This is a genomic window from Nostoc sp. FACHB-892 (assembly GCF_014698795.1).
In the GTDB taxonomy this organism is placed as follows: domain Bacteria; phylum Cyanobacteriota; class Cyanobacteriia; order Cyanobacteriales; family Nostocaceae; genus Nostoc.
This window is the reverse complement of sequence record NZ_JACJTR010000006.1, coordinates 1-16,299: the sequence shown is the minus strand read 5'-3', so window position 1 is coordinate 16,299 and position 16,299 is coordinate 1. Positions and strand designations below refer to the sequence as shown.

The 16,299-nt window shown below is 40.2% G+C and carries 18 protein-coding genes and 1 pseudogene; 12 read left to right on the top strand and 7 right to left on the bottom strand.

The window, feature by feature from the left end:
- Positions 1-6: 6 nt before the first annotated feature.
- Together H6G96_RS09970 and H6G96_RS09965 are read right to left on the bottom strand one after the other, a co-directional pair.
- The gene (locus tag H6G96_RS09970) at positions 7-570 is read right to left on the bottom strand and encodes a phage tail protein (protein WP_190911317.1); all 564 of its coding nucleotides are present in this window, start codon (positions 568-570) and stop codon (positions 7-9) included.
- Positions 570-812 (bottom strand): hypothetical protein, encoded by a 243-nt coding sequence (locus H6G96_RS09965; RefSeq protein WP_190911316.1) that lies wholly within the window; start codon positions 810-812, stop codon positions 570-572. Before H6G96_RS09965 ends, H6G96_RS09970 begins: the two co-directional genes overlap by 1 nt.
- A 326-nt stretch (positions 813-1,138) precedes the next feature.
- On the opposite strand from H6G96_RS09965, the gene H6G96_RS09960 reads away from it, so the two are divergent.
- Together H6G96_RS09960 and H6G96_RS09955 are read left to right on the top strand one after the other, a co-directional pair.
- Positions 1,139-1,828 carry a DUF4157 domain-containing protein gene (locus tag H6G96_RS09960; protein ID WP_199339482.1) on the top strand — a complete coding sequence of 230 codons (690 nt, stop codon included), beginning with the start codon at positions 1,139-1,141 and terminating at the stop codon, positions 1,826-1,828.
- A complete protein-coding gene (locus tag H6G96_RS09955) occupies positions 1,804-2,241 on the top strand; it encodes a hypothetical protein (RefSeq protein WP_190911315.1) in 438 nt (145 codons plus the stop codon). Before H6G96_RS09960 ends, H6G96_RS09955 begins: the two co-directional genes overlap by 25 nt.
- 174 nt (positions 2,242-2,415) lie before the next feature.
- Here H6G96_RS09955 and H6G96_RS09950 read toward each other — a convergent pair whose 3' ends face one another.
- The 4 genes from H6G96_RS09950 to H6G96_RS09935 are packed head-to-tail and all read right to left on the bottom strand — an operon-like array spanning position 2,416 to position 7,068.
- Entirely contained in the window at positions 2,416-3,057 is a 642-nt protein-coding gene (locus tag H6G96_RS09950) for an FHA domain-containing protein (RefSeq protein WP_190911314.1), read from the bottom strand.
- On the bottom strand, positions 3,035-5,170 hold the full coding sequence (locus H6G96_RS09945; protein ID WP_190911313.1) for a substrate-binding domain-containing protein: 2,136 nt from the start codon (positions 5,168-5,170) through the stop codon (positions 3,035-3,037). The genes H6G96_RS09950 and H6G96_RS09945 overlap by 23 nt, the downstream gene beginning before the upstream one ends.
- A gap of 43 nt (positions 5,171-5,213) precedes the next feature.
- Positions 5,214-5,891, bottom strand: a complete 678-nt coding sequence (locus tag H6G96_RS09940; RefSeq protein WP_190911312.1) for a response regulator transcription factor — start codon at positions 5,889-5,891, stop codon at positions 5,214-5,216.
- Positions 5,892-5,946: 55 nt separating this feature from the next.
- The gene (locus H6G96_RS09935) at positions 5,947-7,068 is read right to left on the bottom strand and encodes a HAMP domain-containing sensor histidine kinase (RefSeq protein ID WP_190911311.1); all 1,122 of its coding nucleotides are present in this window, start codon (positions 7,066-7,068) and stop codon (positions 5,947-5,949) included.
- A gap of 440 nt (positions 7,069-7,508) precedes the next feature.
- Between H6G96_RS09935 and H6G96_RS09930 the strand changes: the two genes are divergently transcribed.
- From H6G96_RS09930 to H6G96_RS09890, 10 genes are all read left to right on the top strand, one after another.
- Positions 7,509-8,345, top strand: a complete 837-nt coding sequence (locus tag H6G96_RS09930; RefSeq protein ID WP_190911310.1) for a Pvc16 family protein — start codon at positions 7,509-7,511, stop codon at positions 8,343-8,345.
- A 31-nt stretch (positions 8,346-8,376) separates the two neighbouring features.
- A complete protein-coding gene (locus tag H6G96_RS09925) occupies positions 8,377-10,035 on the top strand; it encodes a phage tail sheath C-terminal domain-containing protein (protein WP_190911309.1) in 1,659 nt (552 codons plus the stop codon).
- Positions 10,036-10,200: 165 nt separating this feature from the next.
- The gene (locus H6G96_RS09920) at positions 10,201-10,677 is read left to right on the top strand and encodes a phage tail protein (RefSeq protein WP_190911308.1); all 477 of its coding nucleotides are present in this window, start codon (positions 10,201-10,203) and stop codon (positions 10,675-10,677) included.
- Positions 10,678-10,791: 114 nt separating this feature from the next.
- A complete protein-coding gene (locus H6G96_RS09915; RefSeq protein WP_190911307.1) occupies positions 10,792-11,268 on the top strand; it encodes a phage tail protein in 477 nt (158 codons plus the stop codon).
- 132 nt (positions 11,269-11,400) lie between these two features.
- A complete protein-coding gene (locus H6G96_RS09910; protein WP_190911306.1) occupies positions 11,401-11,913 on the top strand; it encodes a phage tail protein in 513 nt (170 codons plus the stop codon).
- 298 nt (positions 11,914-12,211) lie between these two features.
- The gene (locus H6G96_RS09905; RefSeq protein WP_190911305.1) at positions 12,212-12,562 is read left to right on the top strand and encodes a hypothetical protein; all 351 of its coding nucleotides are present in this window, start codon (positions 12,212-12,214) and stop codon (positions 12,560-12,562) included.
- A gap of 175 nt (positions 12,563-12,737) precedes the next feature.
- Entirely contained in the window at positions 12,738-13,121 is a 384-nt protein-coding gene (locus tag H6G96_RS09900) for a phage tail assembly protein (RefSeq protein WP_190911304.1), read from the top strand.
- Positions 13,064-13,267, top strand: coding sequence for a DUF6760 family protein (locus H6G96_RS42820; RefSeq protein WP_347242207.1), 204 nt, complete (start codon positions 13,064-13,066; stop codon positions 13,265-13,267). Before H6G96_RS09900 ends, H6G96_RS42820 begins: the two co-directional genes overlap by 58 nt.
- A complete protein-coding gene (locus H6G96_RS09895) occupies positions 13,264-15,264 on the top strand; it encodes an FHA domain-containing protein (protein WP_190911303.1) in 2,001 nt (666 codons plus the stop codon). The genes H6G96_RS42820 and H6G96_RS09895 overlap by 4 nt, the downstream gene beginning before the upstream one ends.
- Before the next feature lie 511 nt (positions 15,265-15,775).
- Complete coding sequence (locus H6G96_RS09890) at positions 15,776-15,925, top strand: PsaJ protein (protein WP_190734338.1); 150 nt, start codon at positions 15,776-15,778, stop codon at positions 15,923-15,925.
- A gap of 120 nt (positions 15,926-16,045) precedes the next feature.
- On the opposite strand, the pseudogene H6G96_RS09885 reads toward H6G96_RS09890, so the two are convergent.
- Positions 16,046-16,299, bottom strand: a pseudogene (locus H6G96_RS09885) (photosystem II q(b) protein); the annotation flags it as partial.

Here is a 16,299-nt window from a genome sequence, read left to right as displayed (position 1 = left end):
AGCCAATTAACTAGAAGGAAAATATCCTGTTCCATCTCGTTCTACAGAATTGCCTCCTCCTGCTTCTTTGGCAACTTGTAAACCTTCATAAGCCAAAGTTAATTCTTCAATGGCAACTGCATTTCCATTTGCTTCTAGTGTAGGTGTTGCCCAAGCTATAGGAATAGCACCAATTAAAGTCCAACTCATCATCGTTTCACCAGCTTGATTGAAAATCAGAATATTGACATTGCGGCGAGATGTTTTCTCGGTTTCATCAAAAACTGTATTAATCCAGTTCCAAAAACCTGGATGATCGGTAAATCCACGTTTAAGAGTTATGTCTGCAAATTCTGTATGACCTAAATAAATTCTTTGCTGGTCGTTGACACCACCTTCGTGAAAAACATTTTTCTGAATTTGAACACTTAATCCTGAACATTCAGTAAAAGATGCAGCAATAGAACTGTCTATTTCTATATAGAAACGGTTAGTAGTGACATAATTGAATTCGTGATCAACGTCGCCTTTAGCAAGGGTATTAGGAATGCCTATTGTATCTAAACCACTTCCAATTAAACTTCCAGCCATCACAACCACCTTTGGGAACTATAATTACTTGTCCTTTCCTGCTGTGATCGCAGGTCTTCTAGCAGAAGTTTATACACCCGCTCTGTGAGTTGGTTTAGAAGTAGTGAGTCGTTGAGGTATTTACCCGCAGCAGCAATAGCTGCTTTACTAGCATCAGATGACCCTGAAACCCCCACGTATCCAGCAGTACCACCAACATCTCCATTGAAGGTGAAAAAAGTTTGTTGCTGTTTTGAGTCCATAAGAAAATCTCTCCTAAAATCAAGGTTAAAGGTACTGCATCAGAATCAAAAGTAGCCGAAAGTCGAACTTCGTCTTTGCGTGGATTTAGACTTTTGATGAATTGCTTGGTGAGTGTGATCGCGATATGCTATAGCATATTTTGCATATTTGTACCAGCAAGATATTCAGCCACCTACTACTTAAGCATCAGGAGAACAACATGAGATAACGTATAAGTCAGTCCACAAAAGCAAGTACTGATTCCTCCTCAATACCATCTCTCAAACAACCAACGCGCGGCTTCGGTAAGGAGTCTTCCTTATCTTCAGCCCCAGCAGTTCCATTGGTGCAACCCCTGAATAAACCTTTAACTCACGACATAAGTCGAATACCCCTGCATCGTCCCCAAACAAAACTCTCAATTAGCCAACCTGGGGATGAATTTGAAAAGGAAGCTGATAGTGTAGCACGGCAGGTAATGCAAAGAATAGGGCAGCCTGTAAATCCCCAGTCTATCCAACGAGAAGCATTGCCAGAGTCAGAAGATGAGTTGCAAATGAAATCTCTGAATAATAGCAGACTGCAACGACAGCCAGCACCAAAGGATGAGGAAGAATTACAAATGAAGCCGATGGTGCAGCGTCGGGTCAAGGCTCTGATGACAGATGCGCCAGACCTAGAAGCGTCGATTAACCAAGCAAGGGGTAGTGGACAGTCGATGGCGGACAATATCCGCGAACCGATGGAGGTGGCGTTCGGCGCTGATTTTAGTGCGGTGAAGGTTCACACAGATGGTAAATCTGACCAGTTGAATCGGTCAATTCAGGCGCGTGCTTTTACAACCGGACAGGATGTGTTCTTTCGGCAAGGGGAATATAATCCTGGGAGTCGGGGCGGACAACAGTTGTTGGCGCATGAGTTGACTCACGTTGTGCAGCAGAGTGGGGGAGCAGTGCAGCGATCGCCATTAAACTTCCCGCAACAGTCGTCAGCATCAGCCAGTATGGGAAGATGGGTTTGGTACAGAGGGCGTTAGAACTAAATACCTCCCAAAAGCTTTCCTGGGATGAAAAAGGCCAGGAAACATGGGATTCTAAGCCATCAGATCCTTCACCCATAGCACAGCATATAAATAACCTTGTAGACCAAGGCGTACTAAATGCCACTAACGTAAGTAAATTTGTTAGCGCTCATACTATCGCGGCTGCAATGGGAGGAGAGAATCATGAAAGGAATATCGTGGGATGGGATGGAGATACACATGAGAAAAAACAAACAGAATTTGAATGGGCGGTGCTAAAGGGACAAAAGACTACATACACAGATGCAATAGAGCCTGAAGCCAATGAAGAGGGTGAAGTAACAGTAAAAGCCAAATTGTACGGAGATGAAAAGTGGCAAATTATCCTTGATGAATGGGCAAATACATTAAAAGACCGCATAATTTAGTTACGATTCCACAATCATTGCACCTTACCCCCAGCCCCTAAGAGCCTGCGGGGAACTCAGGGCCCCTCTGGTGATTAGGGACAGGGAGACAAAGCACAGCTTTGGCTCTTTGGGGTTCTTCAGGTTTAATAAGTAAACTAGCAGACATGATATAAGCTTTGGCAAAGCTTATTGCTACACAATATATACAGTGAAATTCACTAGATTATCCTGGCCGAATCGCAGTAAATCACCATTAAGCAGGCGATATTGCATACCAGGAGTTAGAGGATTGTTGTTTAAATAAATACCATTTGTACTCATATCAACAATCATGTATGCATTCTGCGACCAGTCCCAATCGACTCGCGCATGACGACGAGAAACTATTCCCTCACTAGGGATGCCGGTCAAGTCAATTTCTGGCGGCACTATTCCTGGACTCTGGCTGCGACGACCAATATAACCTCCTTCCCCAACAAGGTTAAATTCTCTCCCAGTAGTATGAATCAACTTTAAGACTGGCGCTCTTTGAGGCGGGGGAGTATAAACAGGCGGTGTTGGTGGATAGGAAACCCGTGGCTGATATGTTGTTGAATAATCAACAGGAGCTTGTTGAGGAACCTGGTAATTAGGTTGCTCTGGTGGTCGCTGATACTGAACAGGTGGCGGTTGACTAGGTTGTTGTTGAATAGGTGGTGGTTGACTAGGTGGTTGTGGTGTAGGATCGACTACATTACCCACAGGAGTGGAACACCAGGGACAAACCTTAGCATTGTTAGGCAGGACGCGGTTAAAATATTCACAACTGGGATTAGGGCACCGATTTGCAAGCATAAGAATTTATATCATCAGGCATAGGTTGTAAAGCTACAAGACCTACTTTACTAAGTAAACACTGACCCTGACGAGTGGTTAACATCTGAGCAAATGTAGAACCACCAGGCAGGCGGTTGCTGTCTTTAGGGTACACTACAAAAATAGGGTATCCCAATGGGTAGCTTTTGAAAGTTGTGACATCAACATAATAATCATCATGTTGACACAAATCATCTGAGGGATTAATTGAGCGGCGATCGCGCCGTTGAAATAGGGGTTGAATCGCTGATTTTTTGTCATCTGCGATCGCTAGCGGATAGCCAGTACACTGTTTCCAAGTTTTACTGATAATACCAAAACTGATAATACCAGTGGTTCGCCCCTCTAAAGTTTCACTGCGTATCTGATTTTGGGTTTTTGTTGTATCAAGTTTAGTAACTTTTGCTGTAAATAAAGCTTCGTCTTGAGGGGAATTTTTGAGAACTATTTCTTGAAATTTATTGATTGCTTCCGGCTCAGTTGGGGCAAAAGGTTTCACAGGTAGATTTGGAAGTTTAGGACTAATTTCTTGCCAATTGGTAATTTTACCTGTGTAAATTCGACGCAATTGCTCAATATTTATTTGCCCTCCCAGAGCATTAGCAAGATTTGAGTCTCTTTTATTAAATGCGACAAAAACAATTAATCCATCATAGGCAACTTGTTTTTTATCAAATTTACTGGTGATGTTATTTTCCAAACTAGTAATTGCAAATTCTTTTTTGCTTGCTTGGACTTCTTCTATACTTCTAATCGGATTATTTGCATTTGATGACAAAACAGATTCATAATTAAATATTGCTGTTGCGTCTAGCTTGGGTTTGGTCAATAAATCTCCTAAACGACTGTTGTCTACTGGTTGCGTTAAAACATAGCTCCATGTACTGTCTTTTTCTCCTGTATAAGTAAATTTTCCAGAAGGAACGTTAGGGACTTCTGAGAAATTCCGCACAAGTTTAGACCATAGAATATATTGATTAGAACTATCTGTATTTTTGCCCAAAAGCAAATACCAAATTCCTCCACCAACTAATAATAAAGCCAGAATACCTAACAAGATTAAAGGCATTGGCAAACGCTTTTCTATTTTTTGAGAAGCGGCCGACAATTGCACTGAATTTTTCGCATGATCTTCTTTGGGAAGTTGTAGTAGTGCTTGACGAGCCGCTTCTGCACTCTCGAAAGGAGTTTCTAGCCCAATTAAACGATAAATAAACTGCTTTAAATGACTATCAGTATCTGGCCATTGTTGATTATCTTTAGGATCGAGAGACTGGTTTGTTAAAAAATTAGTTGTCCGTCCTACCCATAAATAAAAGGCTAGCAATCCTAGTGATTCTAAATCTTGCTCAGGTTTGGTGGGTGCGGGTTGAGTAATAATGGGTGGAATAAATAAGTTTTCCCAGATAGCTAAATCACAAAAGTATATAGAAAACTGTTGATTATTTTCTATCTTAATTAAGGTACTATCCAAATTAATGTTGCCATGAGATACACCCAGTTGTGTTTTATTTGAGGGAAAACGCAGCTTTTGGGTGTGGAGAAACTGGAGAGTTTGTAAACCTTGATTTAGTACTTCACGTACATCTGGAGATGTCATTGCTCCCTTCTCTATGAGATATTTCCCTAAAGTTTGCGATGACTCTACTCCTTTAATAATTAAATAACAGCGTTCTCCTTTTTCGTCTGCGATCGCTTCTTGAGTTTCGACAAGACGGAAGTTTTGAATTCTACTATCGGCTAAACTTATCCCACCCACCCTTTTGAAAGTCTCTTTCCGCTTCAGAGTCTCGCTTTCATTAAAACTACGGTTGGGTAGCAGGTATTCTTTGATGATTACAGGCTGTTTGTCCTTAAGTTGGATGCCTGAGTATAAGCGCCCTAAACCCCGCGCACCGACAAAACTATCTATTTGATAAGTACCCTGATTTCCTTTAATCTCAGCCTTCTGTGGTAAAGTTGCCGGAAAACCACATTCCAAGCAAAACTTAGCGCCCTTGATTTGCTGCGCCGTTTGGAAAGGGCGATCACAATTTAAGGGAGAATTATACGAACAGGGGTATTGTTGATAAAAAGATTCAAATGAAGGCATATACAAAAAGTTTCCTGAATTGCGCCGATTACTTATGTCGCGCTCAAGCGTGAACTAATCCTAACTTGAGGGCAGCCACAATAGCTTGAGTCCGGCTAGTAACCTTCAATTTCTCGAAAATACTTGTGAGATGCGCCTTAACAGTTGCAACTGTTACATATAAATTTTTAGCGATTTCTTCATTAGAAGCACCTTGAGTTAACCAGTATAAAACTTCTTGCTCTCTTTCTGTTAAATGCACCTCATGAGATGCTTTTAAACAAGAGTCCGAATAAGTCTGGAAAAACCGGAAAAATCGACTAGCAACTTCTGAAGGTAGATAAATTTCCGACCTTGCAACAGTCTCAATAGCTTCACACAATTGTGTTGCCACACGATTTTTAAACACATAACCTGCGGCTCCCGCCTGCATTGCTCTAAAGATCCAGTCGTCTTCTTGATGAGCCGACAATACTAAAACCTTGCCAGTATAAGCAGCTTCCTTAAGACGTGCCATAACTGTAATCCCATCACATCTTTTCAATTGCATATCCAGCAAAATTAAATCTGGACACTTTTGGGCTGTAAATTTTAAAACTTGCTCAACAGAATCTGCATCACCGATAACTTCCACAGGTAACGCAGAATTAATACTATAAAAACTTAAGAGAGTATGCAATCCTTGACGAAAGCGTTCTTCGTCATCCACCAGCAAAACTGAAAGCTTATTATCATTAGCCATATTTTGAATTACGAATTACGTGAGCGAGTCCGCAATCGTTATTACGAATCACGAATTAATCTAAGCTTTTTGGTCGAGGCAAAATTACAGAAAATTGCGCTCCTCTTTCGGATAAAACTTGTGCCCAAATACTTCCTTGATGATCCAAAATAATTTTTTTAGCAATAGTTAAACCCAGTCCTGTACCTCCTCGACGTCGGGAATAAAATGGAGTAAATACTTTTTGTAAATCTTCATGAGATAATCCTGTCCCTTGATCTGAGATTTTAATTAAAACTTCATCTTGAAAAACTTGCCAACTACAGGTAATAGTTCCTGAATTAGGGCTGAAATGAACAGCATTACTAAGGATATTGTCAAATACTTGTTTCATTTGTAATCTGTCTATTTTCAGTATTGTCGATGTATCAGGAATCGATATTTTAAGTTTTTTCTGCTCAATTAGAGGTTGTAAATTTGTAATACTTTCAATTACCAAACTTCTTAAATCTCGAAGTGTTACTCTTAATTTTGTACTTTGACTACAATCAATCAGTTCGTTTAAATTAGTATCTAAATTTTGTATACTTTCGCCGATTATTGTTGCTTGTTCTTGCCAAGGACTATCCTTTAACCCTAAGCGTAAATTATATGCATACAAACCTATAAGCCCTAAAGAGTTACGCAATTGATGACCTACCCGATGTAGGATACTTTCCAGTAGTTGAATTTCAGTTTTTTGCCTTCTAGAATCAAAGGAAATATCTACATACTTATTGAGTAGCATAGCAGAGCGTTTTACGTACAATTGCAAACTCTCTGAGAGAGGTTCATGAGTAATGATTTGAATATATTCAGGTTTTTGATTTCTATAGGCTATGGGGCAAATGTAAGAGATGGATGAAAAGTCCTTAAGTTTAAATTCACGTAAAGTCAAAGCAGGCGGAAAATCTGTAAGCCATATTTCTGACCGCAAATAAGCTAAAGTTTTTGATAAAAATGGAACTTGACCTTGACCATAATGGATAACTTCTTGATGATTTTTCTGCAAGCAATCATGATAGACAATGCGAGCGAAAAAAATTGGATACTGACTAGTTAACTGCTCAGACTCTAGCTGACAAAAGCTTTGAATGTCTGAGGAACTCAAATGACGAGAGCCATTTTCTAGTGTTTGTACAGAAAAGCCTAGTGTCATAGCTTCACTCGCTTTTTGCAACCAAATGTTTTACTCTTCTGCTGACCAGCATAAAATTATGGAGTATCAACAATGTTTATTTTTTTATTAAGTTATCTTCGTAGATAATTCATACAAAAAATTATTAAGTTTATATTTGTAAGTATTTTTACTTATTTAGGTATATTAAAGCACATAAAACTTATTTTTTACATTTATATAAATATTGTGTTTAGTTTCAAGGGATAGACTGAACTACAAACTAAAGTCACTGCTTTTCGGATTTTTGAAAATTTAATATCTTCCAGCAGCCTCAATCATTATTCTGGGCAAACTCGGGACTGGGAAAATTTCAATACCCAATGCGCTATCTCAAAATATCGACAAAAGTCTAATTAACTTTAGAAGGCTGATACATATATTGTAAATGCATCTGGATCAGCTACCAGGAGAACACCTTCATGCTTATCTTTGTTCTTCAAACTTTAGCCGAAATTCTAGCTGGAGGAACCTCACTTACCAGTACGGAGCAAATTGACTTTAGCCATCCTGGTAATCGAAGGGAACAGGGAGTAGGCCCGACTCTAAATTTATACATTTATGATATTCGTGAGAGTAAACAGCATCAACAAGCCGGAAAGCAAGTTGAACGTAATGTTGCACACCATCTACAATCTGGCTCTGTAAATTGGCCACCTAATTGGTTTGATGTTTCACTACTATTAACAGCCTGGGATAGGACGACTTTAGGCGAGCATCACTTCCTCAGTGAAGCCTTGACCGTACTTCTACGCCATCAACCTTTGGAGGAGGAGTTTTTAGTTCCTGAATTGCGGGGTCATGGTAATTTGCCTATGACGATTGGAATACAGCCGTCACTTGAGCTTGGCGGCATCTGGAGCGCTCTTCATGTACCTTTGCGTTCAGCCTTATATTTAATAGTCACCGTGCCTCTTAATAGGCAACCAAATATAATACCTTTAGTTTGGGAACGAATTTTTGACCTGCAAATTACAACGGGTGGATATGGTAGTAACCAAGTCATGACTAGGCGAGTAGTAATTGCAGGTTCTGTCAAGAGTGCGACAACAAATCTGCCACTACTGACGGCAAAAGTTACTCTCCAGAAAACTACAAAATGCATGGAAAGTAAGAAAGAAGGACTGTTCTTTTTTGAAAACCTTGAGAGAGGTAACTATGTTTTAAATATAAGTTGTCCTGGTTATTTACCCAAGAATGTTAATGCATTGGTAGATAACAGTTATACCTTTAAAGAGATATTTTTAACTCCTGAGTAATTAAGTTTTTACTAAATTTGGAGAAACTTTCATGGCTAGACTTGATTATTTTGCTCCTGGTGTCTATATTGAAGAATTTGACCGAGGGAGCCGACCGATTGAAGGCGTTAGCACAGCAATTGCCGGGTTTGTAGGCTTCACAGAAGATATTCGAGATGATGCTGAACTATATAAGCCGATGTTGGTGACAAATTGGACGCAATATCTCAATTATTTTGCTCGTCCTAATTCTGATGGCTTTACCGATTTCAACGCCTACTTACCCTTTGCAGTCTATGGCTACTTTATGAATGGTGGTGGTCGCTGCTGGGTGACAAGCATTGGCACTCAATTACCAAGCGCACCCAAAGCCACGGCTGCAGAACCTGCTATTCTAAGAATCAACGCTCGAGGCAATCGTCCAGCCCTGCGCTTTACTTTGCGCCCTGAGCAAGCAGCAGGCGGATTACTAAATATCTTAATTATCGATAGTTCCCCTCGTGCCCTACCTGAAGGTACTGAAGGAGAAGCTCCTCCAAATACGGGGGAATATTTCACAATCCAGATTCGTCGAGGAGATGAGCTTCTAGAGCAATACGAGAACTTGACGATGAACCGCGAGCCTAATGGTCAAGTAGCAACTTATGCACTGGCTGCATTGAGAAATTCTCTGTACGTTACTGTAGAAGACATTACTCAAAGCGGACAGCCTTTAACTCGCCGTCCGGTTAATGGTCAGTACGAACTAGCGCCACCAATTCTTGCCACCGCGCCGGATAGATTTTCACAAGATATAGAAGGGGTACGAGACGATCGCACAGGGGTACGCGGTATTTTTGAAATTGATGAAATCACAATGGTGGCTTGCCCTGATCTGATGCGGGCTTATGAAGAACAAGTGATGAACTTGGATCAAGTCCACGGGATCATGGAACTGATGATCAGTATGTGCGAGGGTTCTGCCAGTGGCGATATTCCTAATCCGCCCAACCGCATGGTTGTACTTGATCCGCCACCTGAAGCCGTTAAACCCCAACAAGTAGTGAATTGGTTGAATAGATTTAATCGTCGTTCAATGTTTGCAGCTCTTTACTATCCTTGGATCAAAGTTCCTAACCCGCGCGATCGCGGCAATCCCATTCTAGTACCTCCTTGTGGTCACATGATGGGTGTTTGGGGACGCACCGACGAAACCAGAGGTGTTTATAAAGCGCCTGCAAATGAAGTACCCAGAGGCGTAATTGGTTTGGCTTACGATACCAATTTCCGCGAACAGGAACTATTGAACCCTCTTGGTATCAACTGCATTCGCAATTTCCCAAACCGAGGTATTCGCATTTGGGGAGCGCGAACTTTAGTTGAGCCAGATAAAACAGAGTGGCGTTATATCAGCGTGCGTCGGTTAATTAGTTACTTAGAAAAATCAATTGAACTGGGTACTCAATGGGTAGTTTTTGAACCGAATGATCAAGATTTGTGGGCGCGTGTCAGACGTACTGTCAGTAACTTTTTAGAGCGTATTTGGCGTGAGGGTGCTTTATTTGGAGATTCACCAGCACAAGCATTTTATGTTAAATGCGATGCGGAGTTGAATCCACCAGAAACTATCATTTTAGGTCGTTTGTATGTCGAAGTAGGCGTTTGCCCTGTTAGACCAGCAGAGTTTGTAATCTTCCGTATTAGTCAATGGAATGCACTTGAAGAGCAATAACTGATTAAGCTAACCCACTTATCATATTGCACTGTTTCGTTGAGAATGTCATTAGTCATTAGTTTTTTCTAAACACAAATGACTAATAACAGCCCTTAATGCGTAATAGCTTCGTATCTTCTGCAATTTTTCCACACTATTAATTTATTAGGAGATAAGATTCTCATGGCAAACGAATATATTGGTGCTTCAGTCTTTTACTTTAATGCAGAAGGCATTGAGGAGAAATTCGTTAAATCAGTTACAGGATTGGGGGTAAAAAATAATGCCACTACCGAGGTTAGAGGCTCAGGTAAAAGTGGTAAGGTAATCCGTCAAAACACCCCCGGACAAGTGGAGTATAATAGTGTCACAATTACCTTGAATTACAACGGTGACGATAGCATCTACCAATGGTATTTAAGGTGTAGCCAAGATGGAGAAAAGCGTGAATGGGATGCCAACCGGAAAGCAGTTTCAGTTATTGGTTATGCCCAAGATAGGTCAACTGAAGTAATCCGTCTAAATCTGAAAAATTGTTTTCCCATATCATATACAGCGCCAGAATTCGATGCTACAAACAATGATTTGGTAACAGAGGCGATTGAAATGACTGTTGAAGGTTTTAAGATTGAAAGAAGTCAAAAATCCCTCCCGACTTAAAAGTAAAACTGAATTGTTCGGTTTAATTTAACTGTTCTTTATAGGTAATAGGTTGCTATATCTTAAGATAGCAACCTTAACTACACTATTAATTTTTCAGAAGATGAAATTCTCATGGCAAACGAATATATTGGTGCTTCTGTCTTTTACTTTTGGGCAAATGACATTAACGAGAAATTCGTTAAATCAGTCACCGGATTAGGAGTAAAAAATAATGCTACTACAGACGTTAGAGGCGTAGGCTATAAAGGTAAGATACTGCGTCAAAATACTCCTGGACAGGTGGAGTATAATAATGTCACAATTACCTTGCATTACAATGGTGACAGGAGCATCTACGATTGGTATTCGAAGTGTAGCCAAGATGGACAGAAGCGTGATTGGGAGAAAAATCGTAAAGAAGTTTCAATAGTTGGTTATTCCCAAGATAAGCAAATTGAAGTAATACGCTTGGATCTTGCAAGTTGCTTTCCCGTATCATATATAGCCCCAGAATTCGATGTTACAAACAGTAATCTGGTAACAGAGGTGATTGAAGTAGCTATTGAAAGTTTTGAAATCACACAAAATCAAAAACAACTCCCGACTTGAGGGTAAAACCTAATTGTTCGGTTTTATTTAGATGTTTGTTATTGGCAGAAGGTTGCCATAACTTATAGATAGCAACCTTAACAGCTAAGTTAAGTTAGATTTACATCAAAAGTCAAATTATTAATATATTCTATGGCAATACCATTATCATACCTTGAGCAAGACAAAGAAATTCTCACAAAATATCGTTTCTATATAGGACTAAACTTAGGCTGGACTGATAAAAAGACCTATTTTTTAGAATGCCAAGGTTTCACAAGAACCCTGGACGTAATTGAAATTTGTGAAGTCACTTCTCAAAAGTGGGCAAAAGCATCAAAAGGTAGAGCAGTTATAACTAAAATTCCTGGCAATGCTAGGAGTGGTAATATTATTCTGCGTAGAGGTCTGACCAAAGTCAAAAAGTGGTGGGATTGGTTTGAAGAAATGGAAAAAGGTGAGTGGAGTGAACAACGTAAAAATGTTTATTTATCTATTTACGATCAAAAAGGCGACGAAAGAGCTAGATTTGAATTAAATGGTGCTTGGCCTACTAGTTACAAAATTAGTGATTTTGATGCTACTAGTCATGAAATAGAAATTGAGGAGATGGAGATTGCTTTTGAGGAATTTCAACGCGTGGAGATTACTTTGCTCGGTTTTTAAGGTCATAAAAAATTTGTCAATAAGCAATAGTGCTTAAAATTTTGCCAATATTGGATATAAAACATAATTCTTAAGCTTGCGATGCTGTTCTCTAGGGGAAGAAAGCTATGCATAGTGTCTCGTAGAGAAGGCTCCCTACGCCTGTGTGCCATATTTTAAAGCATCATTCTTACGCTCATAATTCAGTATCAAGCTAAATTTGATACAAAATTAATTGGCTATTACAAAGTAAATACTATTGAAAAAACTGATTTTGTTTTAATCTGTTACGAATACGCGTGAAGTAATCAGGAGGACTATGTTTCCTACAGAGTTTGAATTTACACTGCCTAAGGGGTATCTAGACTCTGAAGGCAACCTCCACCGCAAGGGTGTAATGCGGTTATCAACGGCGATAGACGAGATTGCACCCTTACGTGACCCACGCGTTAAAGCTAATCCCGTTTATGCCACAATTATTATCTTGTCGCGAGTGATTACCCGCTTGGGTGCTTTAGCAGAAGTGTCTCCGGCAATAGTGGAAAAGTTTTTTGCTCAAGATTTAAATTACCTTCAAGATTTTTACCGTCAAATCAATGGATTGGAGGGCGAAACTCCTGTACCAGAAGATACAACAATAACTTCCCCCGAACCACTTGTTCATAATTGAGTTGAGCTTATGGAATACGGGGATAAAGGAGATGAGGAAGCAGGGGGGTAGGGGAGCAGGGGAGAATAATTACTCTCGACCGGAGGCGGAGCGTCTCCGGCTCCGCTCTTGACTCAGCGCTCTCAATGCCCCATGCCCAATATCCTATGCCCAATACCCAGTCCCCAAATTACCTATGCGCCGTAAGAAAGATACTCTCTGCACAGAATTCGCCTTTACTCTTCCTAGAGGGTTGAGTGATAGTGAAAACCGAATACATCGTCATGGGGTGATGCGTTTAGCCACCGCCAAAGATGAAATTTTGACACAACAAGAACACAAAGTTAAGGAAAATCCCGCTTACGGCGTCCTAGTGATGCTTGCACGGGTTATTACTCGCTTAGGCAGTCTCAACTCTGTTAGTCCTGATTTACTCGAAGAACTGCTCCTGCATGACATTGCCTATCTGCGAGAATTTTACAATCGAATCAACCAGCAAGGAAATGTACACATTCCCACACAATGTCCCCAATGCAATACTCAATTTTCAGTGGAGCTAGAACTAGCGGGGGAGCCGTAAGCTACCCCTCTGATACTTTATATGAGGAGGTAGCATTTATTGCTTATCATTTCCACTGGTCACAAGATGATATTTTAAATTTAGAACACACTACCCGTCAGCGCTGGGTGGCAGAAATCAATAAAATTAACCAAAAATTAATATGAAAGTAAAAGTTAGTTACTCACCAAATCTAAGTGAAGTCAATGAAGTTGACCTTACCCCAGACAGTACAACAAGAGGAGAATGGCTAATAGGCCGTTCTCCTGATTCTGATTTACTTCTAGACAGCCCTGATATCAGTCGGGTACATGCTAAGTTTTTTGTTAAAGGTGGAAATTACTACTTTTCTGACCTTGGCAGTAGAAATGGTTCAATATTCAACGGGAAACAGGCTGAAAAAGATCGATTATATTCTTTGAGCGATGGAGACGTTATCAGGATTGCAGATTACGTTTTGATTTTGGAAGCTGTTGCTCCCGTCTATGAGCAACCAGAGACAGTATTTAGAATTATAGACCCTTCATTGTTTTCTCGACCGCGATCGCCTGAAAATGTCAGCGCTGCCAACGTTGCTAATCCAGCACCAGAGGTAGCCAACGAAGTTTCAGCGCCAATTAACCAAGAACTAGAAACGCCTGAACTTAATCTTGTTTCCCTAGAAACCAGCGAAATCTCAGAAATTTCTACTCAACCTGATGATGTTATCTCGGTTGTTGAGGTAAGCACCCCTGAAAATATCATTCAGTCACCAGATGTTAGTAATGAAGTTGTAGATTTCGGGACATCAGTTGCAGCAGAAGTCAACGCAGATGTTGAGGAAGTAGAAGTTCCAGAAATCAGCGAAGCCTCAGAAGTTTCTTTTACTGTAGCTGATGATGCGATCGCTGCACCTGAAAACATCATTGAAACTCCTGAAGAGGAAAGTTTTCTTCCCGAAGCTACCTCCGATGAGGATGCATTTGAAGCAGCACTAGCAGCAGAATCTACCTTCGTACAGCAGCGTGATACAAGTGCCATTCCCAAAGCTACCTCCGATGAGGATGCATTTGAAGCAGCACTAGAGGCAGAAGTCACCTTCGTACAGCCGCGTGATATTTTCGGCGAAGTTCCTGCACAGAGCGCCATTTCAGAATCTACCTTTGATGAGGATGCAGAGTTTGAAGCAGCACTAGAGGCAGAAGTCACCTTTGTGCAGCCGCGTGATATTTTCCACCAGGTATCTGAAGAGGAGAGTATCGCTCCCGAAGCTACTCATAATGAAAGTGAAATAGTAGATTTAAATACACCAGTCGCGGAAGAAGTTAGCGCAAATTTTGGCGAATTTGTCAACGAAGCTGATGAAGACGAGGACATTCAGCCGCAAGAAACATTAAGCGAAGTTACACAGAATGACAGTGAGGAATTGGTAAGTTGGGATACGTCATTAACAGTAGAAGACAGCATAGAAGTTGACGAAGTAGAACCTAGTTTTGCTGTTGATGAAACAGGAATTGAAGTTTCTGAAATATTGACAGAGCATGATAATACCGTTGGGGAAGATTTGAGCAATCAGTATATTGATTTGAGCAACACAAGTACTGAAGAAGTCAGTGTAGATGTTGATGATGTTCCAGTAAGTGAAGTTTCTGACTTAGCTGATATCCAATCTTTGGAAACAATAGAGAGTGGAGCGACTGAGAGCATCAGTCCAACTCTTGAAGAGGTTTCTGAAGTAGAAGCAACTCAATCTGATGAAACTCCAGAAGAAACAAATGTAAGTGAGCCTCCGCAAGTGATTATTGAAAGAAACATAGTACTCATCGCTCACGAAAGCAAAAAATCAGAACTTGCTGAATTTGTTTCTCAGCATCAGGAATTTTTCTCACAGAGCTTTATAATTACCTGGCCATCTGTTGGCGAAGTCTTACAGCAACAAGCAGAGATAACTATTAGTCAACAAACCCCCGCACCAACTTCTGGAGGATATCAAACAATTGCTTCATTAGTTGGAGCAGGTGAAATTTTAGCAGTTATTTTTCTGAGAGATTTGCTACAACCACAGCTTGGTCAAGCAAATGAAGAAGCGCTGATCAGGTTATGCACTATTAATCAAGTTTTACTGGCAACTAATTTGCCAACAGCAGAAGCGATCGTGCATTATCTTACACCGATAGTAGACTAACACTAAAATACTCATAAACAACAATATCCCCAACTTTTTAAAGAAGTTGGGGATATCAGCATTGCAAACATTCTGGTTCTAACAATCCGGGAATAGCACCTACACAGGGCGTTGAAGCAGAGCGAATAGGATTTAATGATGTCGCAGCAGTTGTATAAATACACATCTGATTCATATATTCAGAGATGACCAAGGTATCAATACTCTTCTCTTTAAGCCAAGTCTCTAACTAAGTTTCTCTAAATTTCCTGAAGTAATAATAGATATTTTTTGTATTTCAGATTACTAATTAATTTAATATTTATCGAGTCTTTGGTTAGAGGCATAGTGAAATATTAGTTCTTATCATTGAGATTGTAGGAAAAACTTGAACTTGGAATTCTATATAGAATAGAAGTTTCCAAACGCAACGCTAACAAAGCTGTTTTTTGTAAAGTAGACTACATACAAATAAATTATTGTTTAGCTGCGCTAGTTCAAGTTAATTCTTAAATTCTTTAGAGAGTGCTATATGCAAAAATCAAACGACCAAAAAGACTATTTCGTTAAGTACCTTTCTCTTGCTCCTGTTCTTGCCGTTATTTCTATATCAGTTGCCTTCTCTACGTGGGCGGTTTTTAACTATTTTTTACCCGATCTTCTTTTTCATCCTATGCCATGACATGAGTGGTGATGAGCTAAAAGGGTAATCATCACTATTTCATTGTTAGTAATATTGTTGAAACTAAAAAGCGCTCTTCCAAAAAGGAGAGCGCTTTTTAATAAGAGCGAAACTTCAGAATTAACCGTTGATAGCAGGAGCGCTCAGAGCGACAGGAGCAACATCAGAAGCCGCCAAATCTAAGGGGAAGTTATGAGCGTTACGCTCGTGCATTACTTCCATACCCAGGTTAGCCCGGTTGATTACATCAGCCCAAGTGCTGATCACGCGACCGCTTGAATCAATAATTGATTGGTTGAAGTTGAAACCGTTCAAGTTGAACGCCATTGTGCTTACACCCAAGGCGGTGAACCAGATTCCGATTACAGGCCATG

What these genes read in the sequence shown, in the direction of transcription:
- H6G96_RS09970 (WP_190911317.1), bottom strand. Translation starts at nt 570, where the DNA reads ATGGCTGGAAGTTTAATTGGAAGTGGTTTAGATACAATAGGCATTCCT.
- H6G96_RS09965 (WP_190911316.1), bottom strand. Translation starts at nt 812, where the DNA reads ATGGACTCAAAACAGCAACAAACTTTTTTCACCTTCAATGGAGATGTT.
- H6G96_RS09955 (WP_190911315.1), top strand. Translation starts at nt 1,804, where the DNA reads ATGGGTTTGGTACAGAGGGCGTTAGAACTAAATACCTCCCAAAAGCTT.
- H6G96_RS09950 (WP_190911314.1), bottom strand. Translation starts at nt 3,057, where the DNA reads ATGCTTGCAAATCGGTGCCCTAATCCCAGTTGTGAATATTTTAACCGC.
- H6G96_RS09945 (WP_190911313.1), bottom strand. Translation starts at nt 5,170, where the DNA reads ATGCCTTCATTTGAATCTTTTTATCAACAATACCCCTGTTCGTATAAT.
- H6G96_RS09940 (WP_190911312.1), bottom strand. Translation starts at nt 5,891, where the DNA reads ATGGCTAATGATAATAAGCTTTCAGTTTTGCTGGTGGATGACGAAGAA.
- H6G96_RS09935 (WP_190911311.1), bottom strand. Translation starts at nt 7,068, where the DNA reads ATGACACTAGGCTTTTCTGTACAAACACTAGAAAATGGCTCTCGTCAT.
- H6G96_RS09930 (WP_190911310.1), top strand. Translation starts at nt 7,509, where the DNA reads ATGCTTATCTTTGTTCTTCAAACTTTAGCCGAAATTCTAGCTGGAGGA.
- H6G96_RS09925 (WP_190911309.1), top strand. Translation starts at nt 8,377, where the DNA reads ATGGCTAGACTTGATTATTTTGCTCCTGGTGTCTATATTGAAGAATTT.
- H6G96_RS09920 (WP_190911308.1), top strand. Translation starts at nt 10,201, where the DNA reads ATGGCAAACGAATATATTGGTGCTTCAGTCTTTTACTTTAATGCAGAA.
- H6G96_RS09915 (WP_190911307.1), top strand. Translation starts at nt 10,792, where the DNA reads ATGGCAAACGAATATATTGGTGCTTCTGTCTTTTACTTTTGGGCAAAT.
- H6G96_RS09910 (WP_190911306.1), top strand. Translation starts at nt 11,401, where the DNA reads ATGGCAATACCATTATCATACCTTGAGCAAGACAAAGAAATTCTCACA.
- H6G96_RS09905 (WP_190911305.1), top strand. Translation starts at nt 12,212, where the DNA reads ATGTTTCCTACAGAGTTTGAATTTACACTGCCTAAGGGGTATCTAGAC.
- H6G96_RS09900 (WP_190911304.1), top strand. Translation starts at nt 12,738, where the DNA reads ATGCGCCGTAAGAAAGATACTCTCTGCACAGAATTCGCCTTTACTCTT.
- H6G96_RS42820 (WP_347242207.1), top strand. Translation starts at nt 13,064, where the DNA reads ATGTCCCCAATGCAATACTCAATTTTCAGTGGAGCTAGAACTAGCGGG.
- H6G96_RS09895 (WP_190911303.1), top strand. Translation starts at nt 13,264, where the DNA reads ATGAAAGTAAAAGTTAGTTACTCACCAAATCTAAGTGAAGTCAATGAA.
- H6G96_RS09890 (WP_190734338.1), top strand. Translation starts at nt 15,776, where the DNA reads ATGCAAAAATCAAACGACCAAAAAGACTATTTCGTTAAGTACCTTTCT.